Annotated in this window: 15 protein-coding genes and 1 riboswitch; of the genes, 10 read left to right on the forward strand and 5 right to left on the reverse strand. The window is 59.2% G+C overall.

Annotated elements, in window-relative coordinates:
- Window positions 1-92: 92 nt before the first annotated feature.
- Genes dapD through dapA form a run of 3 tightly spaced genes read right to left on the reverse strand, consistent with a single transcriptional unit; the run spans window position 93 to window position 3894 of the window.
- Window positions 93-812 (reverse strand): 2,3,4,5-tetrahydropyridine-2,6-dicarboxylate N-acetyltransferase, encoded by a 720-nt coding sequence (dapD, locus tag ACTQX9_RS04605; RefSeq protein WP_441540614.1) that lies wholly within the window; start codon window positions 810-812, stop codon window positions 93-95.
- Window positions 813-851: 39 nt separating this feature from the next.
- A complete protein-coding gene (gene dapB / locus ACTQX9_RS04610) occupies window positions 852-1592 on the reverse strand; it encodes a 4-hydroxy-tetrahydrodipicolinate reductase (RefSeq protein WP_441540615.1) in 741 nt (246 codons plus the stop codon).
- Window positions 1585-3894 carry a 4-hydroxy-tetrahydrodipicolinate synthase gene (gene dapA / locus ACTQX9_RS04615; RefSeq protein WP_427718484.1) on the reverse strand — a complete coding sequence of 770 codons (2310 nt, stop codon included), beginning with the start codon at window positions 3892-3894 and terminating at the stop codon, window positions 1585-1587. Before dapA ends, dapB begins: the two co-directional genes overlap by 8 nt.
- 65 nt (window positions 3895-3959) lie before the next feature.
- Window positions 3960-4128, reverse strand: a riboswitch (Lysine riboswitch).
- A gap of 144 nt (window positions 4129-4272) precedes the next feature.
- Between dapA and ACTQX9_RS04620 the strand changes: the two genes are divergently transcribed.
- The 9 genes from ACTQX9_RS04620 to ACTQX9_RS04660 all read left to right on the forward strand — a co-directional run bounded on the left by ACTQX9_RS04620 (window position 4273) and on the right by ACTQX9_RS04660 (window position 11929).
- Window positions 4273-5460 carry an N-acetyldiaminopimelate deacetylase gene (locus ACTQX9_RS04620; RefSeq protein ID WP_441540616.1) on the forward strand — a complete coding sequence of 396 codons (1188 nt, stop codon included), beginning with the start codon at window positions 4273-4275 and terminating at the stop codon, window positions 5458-5460.
- Window positions 5461-5560: 100 nt separating this feature from the next.
- Window positions 5561-5842, forward strand: a complete 282-nt coding sequence (locus tag ACTQX9_RS04625) for a type II toxin-antitoxin system RelE/ParE family toxin (RefSeq protein ID WP_427747940.1) — start codon at window positions 5561-5563, stop codon at window positions 5840-5842.
- Complete coding sequence (locus ACTQX9_RS04630) at window positions 5814-6155, forward strand: HigA family addiction module antitoxin (RefSeq protein WP_427727846.1); 342 nt, start codon at window positions 5814-5816, stop codon at window positions 6153-6155. The genes ACTQX9_RS04625 and ACTQX9_RS04630 overlap by 29 nt, the downstream gene beginning before the upstream one ends.
- Before the next feature lie 89 nt (window positions 6156-6244).
- Window positions 6245-6508 carry a hypothetical protein gene (locus ACTQX9_RS04635; RefSeq protein WP_441540617.1) on the forward strand — a complete coding sequence of 88 codons (264 nt, stop codon included), beginning with the start codon at window positions 6245-6247 and terminating at the stop codon, window positions 6506-6508.
- Between the two features lie 480 nt (window positions 6509-6988).
- Window positions 6989-7912, forward strand: a complete 924-nt coding sequence (locus ACTQX9_RS04640; RefSeq protein ID WP_441540618.1) for a GIY-YIG nuclease family protein — start codon at window positions 6989-6991, stop codon at window positions 7910-7912.
- 9 nt (window positions 7913-7921) lie between these two features.
- The gene (locus ACTQX9_RS04645) at window positions 7922-9025 is read left to right on the forward strand and encodes an ADP-ribosylglycohydrolase family protein (protein ID WP_441540619.1); all 1104 of its coding nucleotides are present in this window, start codon (window positions 7922-7924) and stop codon (window positions 9023-9025) included.
- 421 nt (window positions 9026-9446) lie between these two features.
- Complete coding sequence (locus tag ACTQX9_RS04650) at window positions 9447-9989, forward strand: DUF4352 domain-containing protein (RefSeq protein ID WP_427795827.1); 543 nt, start codon at window positions 9447-9449, stop codon at window positions 9987-9989.
- A 39-nt stretch (window positions 9990-10028) separates the two neighbouring features.
- Window positions 10029-10451 carry an XRE family transcriptional regulator gene (locus ACTQX9_RS04655; RefSeq protein ID WP_441031579.1) on the forward strand — a complete coding sequence of 141 codons (423 nt, stop codon included), beginning with the start codon at window positions 10029-10031 and terminating at the stop codon, window positions 10449-10451.
- A 98-nt stretch (window positions 10452-10549) separates the two neighbouring features.
- Entirely contained in the window at window positions 10550-11929 is a 1380-nt protein-coding gene (locus ACTQX9_RS04660) for a serine/threonine protein kinase (protein ID WP_441540620.1), read from the forward strand.
- Window positions 11930-11966: 37 nt separating this feature from the next.
- Here ACTQX9_RS04660 and ACTQX9_RS04665 read toward each other — a convergent pair whose 3' ends face one another.
- Both ACTQX9_RS04665 and ACTQX9_RS04670 read right to left on the reverse strand, forming a co-directional pair.
- Window positions 11967-13100 carry a coiled-coil domain-containing protein gene (locus ACTQX9_RS04665; RefSeq protein WP_441031575.1) on the reverse strand — a complete coding sequence of 378 codons (1134 nt, stop codon included), beginning with the start codon at window positions 13098-13100 and terminating at the stop codon, window positions 11967-11969.
- Window positions 13101-13334: 234 nt separating this feature from the next.
- Window positions 13335-13631, reverse strand: coding sequence for a hypothetical protein (locus tag ACTQX9_RS04670; RefSeq protein WP_441540621.1), 297 nt, complete (start codon window positions 13629-13631; stop codon window positions 13335-13337).
- Window positions 13632-13888: 257 nt separating this feature from the next.
- Between ACTQX9_RS04670 and ACTQX9_RS04675 the strand changes: the two genes are divergently transcribed.
- Window positions 13889-15145 carry a carboxylate--amine ligase gene (locus tag ACTQX9_RS04675; protein WP_154517304.1) on the forward strand — a complete coding sequence of 419 codons (1257 nt, stop codon included), beginning with the start codon at window positions 13889-13891 and terminating at the stop codon, window positions 15143-15145.
- Window positions 15146-15217: the final 72 nt, after the last annotated feature.

Raw genomic sequence — 15217 nt, forward strand, 5'->3', positions numbered from 1 at the left:
TTCTGGTCATGCCCGACGATTGAACGTCAGATTGTCGCTCTGGGTCGTTTGGAGCGTCGAGCCGTTACGCGGTTTGGTAAAACCGCGTAACCCTACAGCTGGCGCAGACCTTCCTCGAGACCGGTCTTGCTATCGGTCTTCTCGTCGCGCATCTTGATAACGCGGGCGGGGACACCGGCGACCACGGCGCCGGCGGGGACGTCCTCGACGCACACGGCGCCGGCGGCAACGACAGCACCCTTGCCCACGCGCACGCCTTCCAGGACCACAGCATTGGCGCCGATCATAACGTTGTCCTCGATGATGACGGGCGTGGCGCTGGCGGGCTCCACGACGCCTGCCAGCACGGTGCCGGCGCCGATGTGGCAGTTCTTGCCCACGGTGGCGCGACCGCCCAGCACGGCGCCCATATCGATCATGGAGCCTTCGCCAATGACGGCGCCGATGTTGATGATGGCGCCCATCATGATAACGGCACGGTCGCCGATCTCGACGCGGTCGCGGATGATCGCACCCGGCTCGATGCGGGCGTTGATGCCCTTGAGGTCGAGCATGGGCACGGCGGAGTTGCGGCAGTCGTTCTCCACATCGTAGTAGTCGATGGAATCGACGTTGGCGTCGAGGATTGCCTTGAGCTCATCCCAGTCGCCAAATACAGTCTTGCCACGGCGGCCGCCATAGACATGCGCACTGCCCCACTGGACCTTCATGCCCGGCTTTTCGCGCACGTACAGCTTGACGGGCGTCTTCTTGGGCGCGGTGGCGATATAGTTGATAATCTCCTGTGCATCCATTTCGGCTGCGTTGCTCATTTGCGGTCTCTCCTTTGGGTGGATCCGGTTGATACCTGGTTAGGCAAACATGACCTGGTCGAACGTATAGAAGCCGGGTTCGCGGGTGACGAGCTTCTGCGCGGCTGCCAAGGCGCCGTTGACAAAGATCTGACGACTCGTGGCGCGATGCGCGAGCGTGACCTCCTCGTCCTGGCCAAAGAAACTCACTTCGTGCACGCCGGCGACAGTGCCGCCGCGCAGCGAGTGCACGCCGATCTCCTTGGGGTCGCGCGCTCCGCACATGCCCTCGCGGCCATAGACGGGGTGGTAGCCTGCCTCGGGCTCGGCTTCGACGACGGCGTCGAGCAGCAACTTGGCAGTGCCGCTGGGGGCGTCGACCTTTTGGTTGTGGTGCGTCTCGACGATTTCGCAGTCAAAGCCGGGCAGCTCTCGCGTGGCCTGTGCCACCAGATGACGCAGGGCTGCGATACCGATGGAGTAATTGCCGGAGTGCATGACGCGGGCGCTCTGACCCAGCTCGCGCAGGCGATCCATCTGCTCGGGCGTATAGCCTGTGGTGCCCGAGACCAACGCCGCACCCGTGCGCTCGACATAGGCGACGACGGCGTCGAAGGTCGCAACGTTCGAGAAGTCGATGATGGCGTCGGCCGCCGGGGCGCTCTCGAGCTCTGACAAGTCGAAGCCGATCTGGGCGACGATGTCAAAAACGGGCTCTCCGGCAGCGTCGACAATATCCTCGGCGGTAGTGCGGATGAGCGAGCCCATGCGGCCCGTTCCCATAATGACGGTCTTAATCAAGTAGACCAGCTCCCTTCAGAGCATCGGTAAGTGCGGATCGCGTGTCGTCTGCCATGGGACACAGCGGCATGCGGTAGTTTGCCTCGATCATACCCATCTGGGCGAGCGCTTCCTTGACGGGGATGGGGTTGACCTCGCTAAAGAGGGCATTGATGAGCGGCTGCCCGGCAATCTGGATATCGCGGGCACGTGCCACGTCACCGTCCAGATAGGCGCGGCACATGTCATGTACGAGCTGCGGCTGCACGTCGGCCCACACGCTGATGGTGCCCGAAGCACCCAGACTCATGAGCGGCACGGTGAGCGCGTCCTCGCCCGAGTACATGCGGAAGTCGTCGGACAGCAGGTGGGCGATCTTGGCAGCGTAGGCGACGTTGCCCGAGGCTTCCTTAATACCCATGATGTTGGGGTGCGCGGCCAAGCGCTCCACGTTGCGCTCGCTGATGCCGCAGCCACAGCGGCCGGGGATGTTGTACAGGATGCAGGGGATGTCTACGGCATCGGCGACGGTCTTAAAGTGCTGGTAGATACCCTCTTCGTTGGATTTGTTGTAGTAGGGGGTAATGAGCAGCAGGCCGTCGGCTCCCAAGCCCTGGTAAGTGAGCGACTTGGTGAGCATGGTCTGCGTGGAGTTGGAGCCCGAGCCGGCGATGACGGGGACGCGTCCTGCAACTTGCTTGACCACCGCGGCGACAACGGAGTTGTCCTCGTCGTCGGTCATCGTGGCGCTCTCGCCGGTGGTGCCCAGGGCGAGGATGGCGTCGGTGCCATTTTGCAGGTGGAAATCGATAAGGCGCTCGAGCGCATCAAAGTCGACACTGCCGTCCTTTTTAAACGGCGTAACCAGGGCGACGATTGAGCCCTCGAGATTGCGGATGTCCATGTTCTTCTCCTTCGCTTCGGCGATCTGGATGCGCTTGTTCCATTGGGCGGCGACTGCCAGGCGCTCGTCTTGGGCGCGGCGGCGGGCACTTTCGGCGCGCGACTTGGCCAACAGTTCTCGGCCGCACGGCAGCACGTCGAGCGTGGCAAAGTAATCGCCCGGGCGCTCGGCGCGGCGGATGAGGTCGGCCGCGCCATCGGGGCGCAGCAGGACCTCGGCGGAGCGCAGCCGTCCGTTGTAGTTGTAGCCCATGGAGTAGCCATGCGCACCGGTATCGTGGATTACAAGCAGGTCGCCCATGTCGATATGCGGTAGCTCGCGATCGATGGCGAACTTGTCGTTGTTCTCGCACAGATTGCCCGTGATGTCATAGGTGTTCGTGACGGGCGCTGTGCCCTTGTCGGCGCCGCCCGGCTGACCCATCACCGTAATGTGGTGGTAGGCACCATACATGGCGGGGCGGATCAAATCGACGGCGCTTGCATCGACACCGATATAGTCCTTGTAGATCTGCTTCTCGTGGATGGCCTTGGTGACCAGGCAGCCGTAGGGGCCCATCATAAAGCGGCCCATCTCGGTGTAGATTGCCACATCGCCCATGCCTGCGGGGACCAGGATCTCGTCGTATGCCGCGTGCACTCCCTCGCCGATGGCGTGAATGTCGTTGGCCTGCTGCTCGGGCAGGTAGGGGATGCCGACGCCGCCGGATAGATTGATGAAGGCGACGTGTGCGCCGGTCTCGCGCTCCAGGCGCACGGCAAGCTCAAAGAGGATGCGCGCGAGCTTGGGGTAGTAGTCGTTGGTGACGGTGTTGCTGGCAAGGAAGGCGTGGATGCCAAAGTCCTCGGCACCCTTGGTCTTGAGCATACGGAAGGCCTCGAAGAGTTGCTCGGTGGTCATGCCGTATTTGGAGTCGCCGGGGTTGTCCATGATGCCGTTGGAGAGCTGGAACAGGCCGCCCGGATTAAAGCGGCAGCTGACCGTCTTGGGGATGGGCCCCGCAACACGCTCAAAGAACTCGATGTGGCTGATGTCGTCAAAGTTGACGATGGCACCCAGCTTGTCGGCGAGCTCAAAGTCCGCAGCCGGCGTGTCGTTGGACGAGAACATGATGTCGTGTCCCGTGATACCCAGCGAGCGGGCGATCATGAGCTCGGTATAGCTCGAGCAATCGCAGCCGCAGCCGTATTCGTTGAGAATGGAGATGAGTGCCGGGTTGGGGTTGGCCTTGACGGCAAAGTATTCCTTAAAGCCCGGGTTCCACGCAAAGGCGTCGCGCACCTCTTGCATGTTGCGGCGGATGCCCGCCTCGTCGTATAGATGAAACGGCGTGGGGAACTGCTCGACGATATGCTCGAGCGTCTCCTTGTCCACAAACGGCTGCTTGGCCGCATATGCCTCGTTGGGGGTCAATGCCATGTCCCGTAAACCTCGCTATCCAGACGGCGCCATCTGCGCATCGAATCCGCATAGCGTGGACCCAATGTCCGGATAGCGCTCCCGCATTGCTGCAGACAGTCCTGTGGGTGTTTCCCACAGGCCCACCAGGTTGTTCGTGCCCGAAAAACCCAGTTCGGCGGGTTTCGCCTCCCCGCGGGGTCAAAGCCTGCCGACTCGCCCGCGGCTCTTCGTGCCCGCGCCTCTATCAAGTGGTAAAGACCCTATCACGTTGCACTTTACCAAACAAGAGTATTCGTATATAACGTTTAAAAAATGCAGGGATATGCTGGAAACATGTGCGCCACAATCCTGTATCACAATAAGTTGCAACAGATGTGCCTCACGAAGGGATCCTCTATGACCGAGCTCCAAGAACTCCGTCGCTATCGGCGCGATCTCCATCGCATTCCGGAGCTCGATTTCGATCTTCCGCAAACCATTGCCTATATCGAGGGCGTGCTGGCACCGCTCACCTGCGAAGTGACCCATCCGTGCCCCAGCTGCGTCTGCGCTTTCTTCGATGCCGGCGTTGATGCCGCGCATGCCACGGCGATTCGCGCCGATATGGATGCGCTGCCCATTGAGGAGGCGACAGGGGCGGCCTTTGCCTCGACCCATCCCGGCAAGATGCACGCTTGCGGACATGACGGTCACATGGCCATGGCACTTGCCGCCGCGACGTATGTCGACCGTACGATTCGCGAGCAGCCGGGCGCCATGAGGCGCAACGTGCTCTTTGTGTTCCAGCCGGCCGAGGAAACGACCGGTGGTGCCAAGACGGTATGCGAGAGCGGCGTGTTCGAGCGCTATGGGGTCGACCGCATTTTTGGCTTCCATGTGTGGCCCGATCTGCCTGCCGGCACGTTGGCGAGCTGTTCCGGTCCGCTGTTGGCGCGTTCGAGCGAGACGCATATCTATATTCACGGTACGAGCATCCATATTGCTAAGACCTATGGCGTGCCGGTCGAGGAGTCGCACGATGCCGCGTTGGCGGCAGCGAAGTTTTTGGTTGCCGAGCGCGAGCTGATGGACGAGCTGGGCACCGACGAGCCCTGTATCGGCAAGTTTGGTCTGCTGCAGGCCGGTACGGTTTGCAACGCGGTGGCGGGGGAGGCCCATGTGGCCGGAAGCCTGCGTGTGTTTACGGACGACATGTTCGATCGGGCGCGCGAAGGCGTGCGCCGCGTGCTGGACGATGCCTGTGCCGCAACGGGCTGCACATACGATCTCGACTTTGCCGAGGGCTATCCGCCGGTCGACAACGACCCCGAGTTGTTTGCCAGCGTCGCGCCTGCCTTGCCCGGCCTGCAGCTTGTGGAGGAGCCGCTGTTAATTGCCGAGGACTTTGCGTTCTATCAGCGCCATCTGCCGGGCGTGTTCTTCTTGCTGGGCACGGGCGTGCCAGAGGCGCAAGAAAACCCGATCGACGCAGACGGCTGCCCAGCTTATGCGATGAGCGCCCTTCACACTGATACCATGCTCTTTGACGAGGAAATTCTGCTCAAGGGCCTCGATGTCTACAAACGATTGCTTTTGCTTGGTTAATCGGCGCGGGCGCATGTTCTAGAAAATACGAACAAATGTACGGTATAATAGAGATGTATGTCTGTAGAAACGTTTGACGTTATTAACGTAAGGCGATACTATGATTGCATCGTACAAAGATGAGGATACCGAACGTTTTGCAATGGGTGTGCGGGTCAGGAGGTTCGTGCCCTTTGAGCGGGTCGCATTGAGGAAGATTCGTCAACTGCAGGTTTGTGCTTCACTTGATGACCTTCGCGTTCCTCCGGGCAATCGTCTTGAAGCGTTGAAGGGCGATCGCGCCGGCCAATATAGTATCCGTGTTAATGAGCGCTATCGGGTCTGCTTTGAGTGGAGACAGGGGATGGCTTGGAATGTCGAAATCGTCGATTATCACAAGTGATGAGACCGCGCCCGATTTGCTGTCACCGGTGACTCCTGGTGAACTTCTCAAAGAGGAATTTCTTGTTCCTATGGGCATTTCTCAATATCGTCTTGCTAAGGAGACCGGGATTCCGGCACAGCGTATTGGGCAGATTATTTTGGGGAGGCGTCGTGTTACGGCTGACACCGATCTTCGCCTTTGCCGCTACTTTGGCCTAACGGATGGTTATTGGCTGCGCGCCCAGATAGCGTTTGACCTCGAGGCGGAAAAGAGGCGCATCGAGCCGGAACTGGATAAGATCGTTCCTGTTCAGCAGGCTATCGCATTGTAGTGTTCAAAGATGTTGAGGTTGGAGTGACGATGGGGCGACGCCGACAGTCTGCCGTTTATAGTCCCGGTGGGTGTGGATGCGGCTTGTTGTTGCTTCCGGTTATTGCTGTGAGCATTGGCGTTATGTTTGCGCTTGCCGGGTTGGCGGCAGCGGCACTTGTGTTGCTGATCGTGGCCATTGGCGTGACGATTTGGCTCTGCCGCAATCGCGAGCAACGCCATGCCGACGGCAAGACCGATGTGGGATGGATTGTCTTTTTGGTTACCGCCTACCTGTTGAGCATCGGCTACCTTGTGTCCTTTGTTTTGCTGCTCGTTAGCACCTTTACCGGGGAATCCGTCACGGTGGGCTAGGCTTCGACGAGCCTTTTGAGGATGAGGCGAGGGGGCGGATGGGACATGTTGTTCAAGACGGAGTGCGACGCGCGGGCGGCAAGAAGATCGCGATTCCCATCGGCAAGCAGGACGCGACCGTCTTCCGCAAGGTGATGAGCGCAAAAGACGCCATCTAAGAGTTCGCGCCGGCGCTAGGGACGGCCGATCAGGAGCGGGCACTGCGTATTGCCCGAGTGCGGGCGAGACGGATGGTGGCGTGGATGATTCGCGCTTATCTTCCTTACTTTCGGATTATTCACCAAAAATAGCTGTGCGGGCACATCACGAACAATCGCCAAACAAGGCATAAACACGGGCGCGGGGCTTATCGGCTTCGTGCTCTTCTTCGCCATAAGAAACGACAACAGCAGAGCGGTTAGCCGAGCGCTAATTTTCGTCTGGAAAGCGAGTGGTATGATTCGACCTACAGGCTTTTCAAACTGAAACGGCGGAATTAACATGGGAAATGCTGTTATAACGCTCAGGGATTTGATGCCGGTGGCGCACCCAGAGAAGACAAAGATCAAATTCAACATGAATGCTGGCGACGTGAACGTGCGCGCGTACGACATGCTGTTGAAGGACACCTCGACCCCCGAGAAGACCGATAGCGGCTCGCGATGGTACGAGATGAACGCGTGGAGGAGCGCGACGGGACAAGCGAATAACAACCTCAACCATGCGGATTACCTGCTCTCGTTCGCACAGTACTACACCTACGGGCCCGAGTACTTCATCTTCGGCGGCATGCACAAAGTGGAGAAGGCAGTACCCGAGGTGCTGGGCGGCGTGGGCTACAAGTTGACGCTTCTTCCCGACTACGAGGCCTACATCAAGCGCCTCATCATCAAGTTGAAGAAGCCTATCGGGCGCGACATCTACAACAAGTTCTACGAGAACACGATGCACGACTTCGAGCCCGTAGTGTACGAGTACTCGATGAGCCTGGGCAACGTTGCCCCTTTTCCTGGCTACAAGTACGTGTGCATCGACCACAAGACCTTGCAGGCCGTTATCGCCAGCGTGGGCTCCGACTGGTACTGGGCGCTGGACAACGTGAAGGGCGTCTACTGCATCACCGACACCGCGACGGGGAAACTCTACGTGGGTTCGGCCTCGGGCGACAGCAAGAAGGACGCGGGCGCGGACTTGGGTATCTGGCAGCGCTGGAGCGCCTATGCCAACCCCATGGACCCGACTGGCGGCAACAAGGAGTTCAAGGCCATCGTGGCCGAGCACGGAACTGGGTACATCGTGGAAAACTTCACCTACTCCATTCTAGAGGTGTGCGACACCAAGATGACCGCCGCCGAGGTGTGCGAGCGCGAGAGTCACTGGAAAGACGTGCTTTGCTCGCGCAAGTTCGGCATGAACTGGAACTAGGTGCGCGCCATGGGCTTGTTACGGACGGTGAGGGACTGCGTGTACGGCATGGCCGTGGGCGATGCGCTCGGCGTGCCCTACGAGTTCAGGCCGCGCGGCAGCTTTACCTGCACGGACATGGTGGGCCTCGGCACGCACAACCAGCCTGCGGGCACATGGAGCGACGACACGTCCATGGCGCTCGCGCTGTGCGACAGCTACCGCGAGCTCGGCGATATCAATTGCGACGATATCCTCGTCAAGTTCCGCAATTGGATAAACGAAGGCGCATACACCGCCGACGGGAACGTCTTCGACTACGGCAACGCCACCAGGCAGGCGCTCGATACGGGTTGCGGGCTCACAAGCGAATACAGCAAGGGCAACGGCTCGCTCATGCGTTGCCTGCCTATGGTGTTTATGGAATGCTCCGACTGCGACATAAGGGAGGTCAGCGCGATCACCCACGCTACCGACGACTGCTGCCAGGCCTGCGTGGACATGATCGCCTATGCCCGCGAGGTGCTTTACAGCGGGCACGCCGGCTGCGAGAGTGAGGACAGAGCTGGTGCCAGCGGCGGCTACGTGTGGGATACTTACCACGCCGCCATCTGGTGCCTAGAACATACCGACAACTACCGCGACTGCGTACTGACCGCCGTGAACCTGGGCGACGATACCGACACCACGGCTTGCGTGGCCGGTGGATTGGCCGGCATCCTGTACGGATACGAGGGCATTCCGACCGAGTGGTTAGAGGCCTTGCACGGCAAGGACGTGATTGAGCCTTATTTGTTCGGCGGGGCTTACGGTGATGACCTGTGCAGGTTCGTTAAGCGCTTCGAGGATTCGCTGGACGGTCCCACCCGCGACTTCCACGCGTTGGCCCATGACATGTTCGGCCTGGGTTGGCACATGGACTTTGGCGAGGCCTTTGCCGGGGCATATCCGCGCTCCGGTACGGCCGAAGGACTGCGAGAGGACATAGACACCATAGACGACGTTGGGCTTCTGGGCAGCGGCGTCTTCTCTCGGTGGCGCTATATAACGCACTGGAAGTACGATAGCGTGCCTGATGAGGACGATCTGGAGTGGTTCAGGCTGGCGCTCGGGAGGCTTCGCGAGCTGGCATAGGGGTGCCGTGATTTGAATCGCTTGCCTGAGGTGGCTGATGCCGACTTAAAGCACGGGGAGATATACCGCAGCGCTATTGCTTTATTGCCTGAGTGATCTTAGGACCATACCTTTTATTCGATAGCGGGGCGACGGAATCGTCGAACACCATGCGCGCGCTATCTTCGACGGGCAGCCCCCCCCTCATGGGCATCTTGCAGGTGAGAGGGGTGCGGCTAACGTCGGCCAGAGGCGCGGCAAGGGCGCTTTGGTATCAAGCTGCAGCCTCAATCACCGCTCCATCTGAACAGGCATCTTCTCAATCCAGTACCAATCTGGCTTACAACCCCCCCATTAGCTCCCAGCTAATGAATTTGAGCTCGCTGCCTTCTACGATGTGCTGTGTGCCGGCGCGGTAGCCGGATCGTAGGAAGGATGCATAATGAAAAAGCTCGAAAACGAAGTGCTGCTGAGCCGTCGCGCTGCACTTGGCGCATTCGCCACCGTCGCCTTGGGGACTGCCGGTCTTCTTGCCGGTTGTGGTAGCGATAAGGCGACCGTCACCGAGGACGCTGGCGATGGCGACAAGAAGGAAGAGGCGAAGAAGGAAGAGCAGCCTACGACTGACCTGGCGGTTGGCACGACGGTGACCACAGCTGCCGGTCTTTCCGTCGTTGTCGATTCCGTCCAGCCCGGCCTCACAAATTATGACGGTTCGACCATGACGGGCATTCACGTCACGTACGTCAACAATGGCGATGAGGGCGCAGATTACAATGTCTACGACTGGAAGGGCGAGGACGCCAACGGCGCCCAACAGAATCAGGGTTACTACAGCGAGGGCTCCGATGAGCTGCAGTCTGGTACCCTTTCCGCCGGTGGCTCCGTGGCGGGCAATATCTACTTTGATGGCGATATCAAGAAGGCACTGTATTTTGCCAACATGTTTGATAAGTCTGCCACTGCAAGCTGGGTGCTGGCCTAGCATGTCGCTACCGTTGCGCCGGATGGGAGGTGAAGTCGTATGCCCGATAAAAAGCTGACCGAGGAGTTGCTCAATGAGCTTCTCGATGCGCCGAACATCGATGGCTATATCAGGGAGCACGACTTTGCCGCCCCGTCGCTTTCGGATTACCTGAAGCAGCTACTGCAGGAAAAGGACTTGGAGCGCTCGCGCGTGGTTCGTATGGCCGATCTCAATGAGACCTTTGGCTATCAGATCTTTACCGGTGCGCGTCATCCGAGTCGCAATAAGGTGCTGCAGATTGCCTTCGCGATGGCGCTGACGCTCAAAGAGACCAACCGTGCGCTGACGGCTGCCGGGGTAAGCGTCCTTAACTGCAAGGACCGCCGCGATGCGATTATCATCTTTTGCATCGATCGCGGGTGCAGCCTCCAAAAGGTCAACGAGGAGCTGTATCGCTTTGGCGAGGAGACGGTGAATTAGCCGCTGATATCTGAGCCGGCGGAGCTGTCGAACAACGATGCAAACGAACGGGGCGCGGATGCCATGGGGTGTCTGCGCCCTGCGCTATGATGGAGGCTATGGATACTCAGACCCCAACATATTCCAATGACGAGCTGACCGCAGCGCTTGCCGAGCACCTGGCGTCGCTCGATCGCAACGACAGCTATCGCGTGGAGCGTGTACTTAAGCGCTCGTCCGTTGAAACAACCGAGCTCGTATACTTTGAAGGAACCGGCGGTGGTTCGCTCGGTCCCTTTGTCCGTAAACGCATCGATGCTTTGGCTCAAATCGGCGGGGCATACGAGCGTCTGTTTGCCGCTCAGCGGGCAGGCAGGCGTTTTGAGCACCTGCCCAGAATCGTCGATTGTCGTCGTGCGGGCGACGAGCTCAACGTGGTTATGGAATATATAGAAGGGGAGACACTCGGGGCACTGGTGGACTGTCTGGGATCCGCTCCCGATTATGCGCGTGAATTGTATCCTGTCCTTTGCGACGCCGTGGGCGAGCTCCATGCCGGTTTTGCAATGGCGGGGGAGGCTTCGGCGCCGGTGATCCATCGCGACCTCAAGCCGTCGAATATCATCGTGACAGGTGCCAACTATACGCCTGATGACGGCCTGACGTTTTCATCGCTGGTGATTATCGACTTGGGGATCGCGCGCGTGTGGCGCGATGGCGCCGATGCCGATACTGTCAAGTTTGGGACACGGCCCTATGCGCCGCCCGAGCAGTATGGGTTTGGGCAGACGAGCGTGCGAAGCGACGTCTACGCGCTCGGTGCCCTGCTGTTCTTTTGTTTGACGGGAGTCGACCCTAAACCAGGGTTCGACATGCGCGAGCAATGCGAGGTGCGCGGCATTCCCACTCCACTTGCCGATGTCGTTTGCATGGCGATGGCGCTCGACCCGGCCAAGCGTTTTGCGAGTGCGGAAGCGTTGGGACGGGCGACGCGCGCGGCATACGATCTGAGTCGCCCCGTGCGGCCTCCTGCGCCTGCGCCTGTCCGTACTCCGGCCTCGGAGACGTTGTTGACGCCCCAAAGGCTCCAGAACCCCGCAAGGCTTCCTAGGCCTGCCACCTCCGCTGCATGCGGTCTGCTCTCTCGCGTTCCGGAGTCCCTGGGGCGCATTTGGAATACGCTCGTCTGCTTCTCGCTGCTTGTGTTCTTTGCCGGAAGTCACTTTGCCGTCTTTCAACCCACGGGAGCAAACCAAAGCTACCCGACGTGGCTTCTCATAATCGAGTATTTTTTCTTTGTCGATGGCCTTATGGCGCTTACGCATTTTGCGCTGCTCGATAAGCGCCGTCTTCGTCGGCGATTCGCACTGCTCGACAGCTATCGCGGCAAGAAACTCGCGAAACTCTGGCTCAAGGCATTGGGTGTGCTGCTCCTATGCATGATCGTCATAGTCGCGGTTGCCAATGCGACCGGCGTCGTCGATACCTCCGCTACCTAAAAGAAAAGGGCCCCATTGGGGCCCTTTGCAGTTGCACTTAGATGCGGTTCATCTGAGCGGCGACTTTGTTGTACCAGTCCTGCCACGTGGGTGGGCAGTACTTTTTGGCCGCAGCCGGGGTAAGGGTGGAGCCGTAGTTGGCGCCCAGATAGGCAACGTGAGCGAAGATGCCCTCGCTCCAGCTGCCAAAGCTGCGCCAACCGCCGCCACGTGCACTCCAGCCCCAGGCGTTGTAAGAATTGGCGCAATAAGCACCCTTGGTGCTCTCGATGCAGGCGATGGCGGGGGACCAACGGGGGTCGACACCGGTATTCCAAGCGGCGACGGCAAAGTTATAGCCCTGGCCTGCCATAGGGGAGCCGGCGAGGTAATTGTCGATGCGGCTCGTCCACTCATTAATGAACGAATCGTAATCGGAACTACCGGTGTTGGCGTTGTTCACCGTGGTGTCGATGGTGGTGTTGGCGTTGGTGGCCTGGCTGCTGGAATTGCTGCCGCTCACGCCCTCGCCCGAGAGCTTCTCGGCGGCAGCGGCCTTATCGGCCTCAAGCTTGGCAAGCTCGGCGGCATTTTCCTGCTCGGCTTTTGCCTGTGCCTCGCTGCGGAGCTGCTGGGCCTGCGCCAGCGCATCCTCGGCGTTTTTCTGCTCTGCCTCAAGCTGAGACTTGGCCTGCTGGAGCTCGGCCTTGTTCTGCTCGAGTTCGGTTTGCATGTTATTGAGCTCTTCGATCTCGTCGATGCTCGAGCTTGTGATCTGGTTGGTGTATTTGCAGGTCGTGATGAACTCACCCAGGCTCTGTGCGTTGACCAGGAAGCTCACGATGGGGTTGGTGCCCTTCTGGTACTTGTACAGATCGCGCATGGCGGTGCATGCCTTTTCCTGCTGATCGGGAAGCTTCGCCTCGATCTTTTCGATACTTGCCTCGTTGGCGTCAATCTGCTTCTGCAGATCGCCGAGCTTGGTGCGGGCATCGTTGTAGGCGCTCGTGGCGGCTTCGATCTTCTGCTGGGCGGCGGCAAGCTGATCCTGCGTTGCCTGCGAGGCGGCATACGCCGCGACGGGGGAGAGCATCGGCGTGGCCGTCAACGCAACGGCGAGCGCGGCGCTCGTGATGATACGAGCCGGCTTCGACGCGATGAGCGCTGCGGTGCGATGATTCGAATGCTGCATCCAGTCCCTCTGCAATCAATCGTAGGTTATTGTTCCTCAGGTATTCTACTACTGCTTTCGACCTCAACTTGAACCTTAAAGGTTTTAAAGGGTCAAGTTGAACTTGAGACTTTGGCTTTGACCTGCAGTTATATCGAATTGTTGAGAAACCATAGAGTTCAACTTTAACGTTACGGGGGCCTGTTTGGGACGGGCTTTGGACTGTGAAAGCTATCTCAACGTTGGGGTTTGTGGCTATAAGGTCCCATTGCGGCGAGCTTGCCCTACTTCGTTGAGCGCCTGGGCGGGGGTGAACGAACAGGTGCCGTCGCCGAGTTTGATTACCCTGATGTTGTCCCCGGCGTGGGCATCGGAGACGAGGCCAAACTGCTCGATGGCGGTATCGTGTCCGCCGGCGACGGGCGTCTTGCGCGTGCCTTTGTGCGCCGATGTATCGATGGAGGTGATGTAGGCGGCACCGTCGTAAGCGTCGTTTGCGGTGCGCAGAGGAGCAGTCGCTTGCGCGCTGCGCCAACTCGCGTTTTGCGGCATCGAGGATGGGGTTATCGGTTGGAAGGTCCTGGAGCACGCGTGTGCCTTTCACTCGGGGGTATCAATATGCTGAACCCTACAACAACGGTGGGTTCATTGCCGTTGGTCATACGGCGGTGAGTGCGGCCTTCATGCTGGATAATTGCGTTGATTGTCATAGATACAGTGGAGCTTTAGGAGGAAACGGTCCGGCACGCTAAAATAAACGGGTTGCATAAAGACCGCCCGTCGTGGGCAGTTCTAGATAGGAAGTTTCCATGGCATTGCAGTTTACAGAGCGCGAGTTTATCCCCGTGCTGCTCGGTGGCGACATCAACGCCTATTCGGTGGCGCGCGCCTTTTACGAGGAGTATCAGGTCAAGAGCTTGGTCTTTGGCAAGTACCAGACCGGTCCTGCGTACCGCAGCCAGATTATCGACTACACGCCCAATGTTGATATCGACACCATGCCGGTCATGATCGAGACCATTAACGGTGTCGCGCAGGCCAATCCCGATAAGAAGATTATTCTCATGGGCTGCGGCGACAACTATGTCGCGCTTGCCGCACAGGCTCAGGACGCCGGCCAGCTTGCCTCAAACGTCATCGCGCCCTATGCGCCCTACAGCATGCTCGAACAGTGCCAGAAGAAGGAAATCTTCTACGAGCTGTGCGAGAAGCACGGTGTTCCCTATCCGCATACGTTTACCTTTACCATGGCCATGCTCAACGCCCAGGGCGAGGCTCCCGCCGAGGTGCTCGACCAGATCGATTTTCCCTTCCCGATGATCCTGAAGCCTTCCGACGGCATCATGTGGTGGGAGCATGAGTTCGAGGGCCAGAAGAAGGCCTACGAGATCGCCGATCGCGCCGAGCTGGAGCAGGTCATTCGCGATGTATACGCGAGTGGCTACACCGATGATCTGATCCTGCAGGATCGCGTGCCCGGCAACGACGAGTACATGCGCGTGCTTACCAGCTATTCCGACCGCAACGGCAAGGTGCGCATGATGTGCCTGGGCCACGTGCTGCTCGAGGAGCACCAGCCTCACGGCGTTGGTAACCACGCCTGCATCATCACCGAGCCCAATGACGAGCTCATGGGCGGCGTGCGCAAGTTGCTCGAGGACCTCAAGTTTACGGGCTTCTCCAACTTTGACGTCAAATACGACGAGCGCGACGGTTCGTTTAAGTTCTTCGACTTCAACACTCGCCAGGGCCGCAGTAACTACTACGTCACCAACAGTGGCTTTAACGTTGCCAAGTACGTAGTGGACGAGTATGTGTACAACCGCCCGTTTGAGCCCGAGTTTGTGACGGCGCAGAACGAGGCGCTGTGGATGGTTGTCCCCATGGGCGTGGTCGATAAATACGTCAAGGATCCCGAGCTGCGCGCTAAGGCGCATCGCCTGGTCAAGGAGGGTAAGGCCGCCGACCCCTCGTTTATGAAGGGCGACTTTGTCTTTAACCGCTGGCTGCGCATGTGGCACACCAAGCTGCGTCACTTTAAGCTGTTTAAGACGTATTACAAATAGGATGAACGTCGCGCCCGCCCGGTTTGTATCGGACGGGCGCGGGTATGATACGCGCAATGGTGCGAGCGTCAC

The sequence above is a fragment of the Collinsella sp. LCP19S3_F2 genome (assembly GCF_052121015.1).
Lineage (GTDB): Bacteria > Actinomycetota > Coriobacteriia > Coriobacteriales > Coriobacteriaceae > Collinsella.

Coding starts and splice junctions, on each gene's coding strand:
- ACTQX9_RS04665 (WP_441031575.1), bottom strand. CDS start 13,100: ATGCAGCATTCGAATCATCGCACCGCAGCGCTCATCGCGTCGAAGCCG.
- ACTQX9_RS04675 (WP_154517304.1), top strand. CDS start 13,889: ATGGCATTGCAGTTTACAGAGCGCGAGTTTATCCCCGTGCTGCTCGGT.
- ACTQX9_RS04645 (WP_441540619.1), top strand. CDS start 7,922: ATGGGCTTGTTACGGACGGTGAGGGACTGCGTGTACGGCATGGCCGTG.
- ACTQX9_RS04640 (WP_441540618.1), top strand. CDS start 6,989: ATGGGAAATGCTGTTATAACGCTCAGGGATTTGATGCCGGTGGCGCAC.
- ACTQX9_RS04630 (WP_427727846.1), top strand. CDS start 5,814: ATGTCGAAATCGTCGATTATCACAAGTGATGAGACCGCGCCCGATTTG.
- ACTQX9_RS04660 (WP_441540620.1), top strand. CDS start 10,550: ATGGATACTCAGACCCCAACATATTCCAATGACGAGCTGACCGCAGCG.
- ACTQX9_RS04625 (WP_427747940.1), top strand. CDS start 5,561: ATGATTGCATCGTACAAAGATGAGGATACCGAACGTTTTGCAATGGGT.
- ACTQX9_RS04620 (WP_441540616.1), top strand. CDS start 4,273: ATGACCGAGCTCCAAGAACTCCGTCGCTATCGGCGCGATCTCCATCGC.
- dapD (WP_441540614.1), bottom strand. CDS start 812: ATGAGCAACGCAGCCGAAATGGATGCACAGGAGATTATCAACTATATC.
- ACTQX9_RS04670 (WP_441540621.1), bottom strand. CDS start 13,631: ATGCCGCAAAACGCGAGTTGGCGCAGCGCGCAAGCGACTGCTCCTCTG.
- ACTQX9_RS04655 (WP_441031579.1), top strand. CDS start 10,029: ATGCCCGATAAAAAGCTGACCGAGGAGTTGCTCAATGAGCTTCTCGAT.
- ACTQX9_RS04650 (WP_427795827.1), top strand. CDS start 9,447: ATGAAAAAGCTCGAAAACGAAGTGCTGCTGAGCCGTCGCGCTGCACTT.
- dapA (WP_427718484.1), bottom strand. CDS start 3,894: ATGGCATTGACCCCCAACGAGGCATATGCGGCCAAGCAGCCGTTTGTG.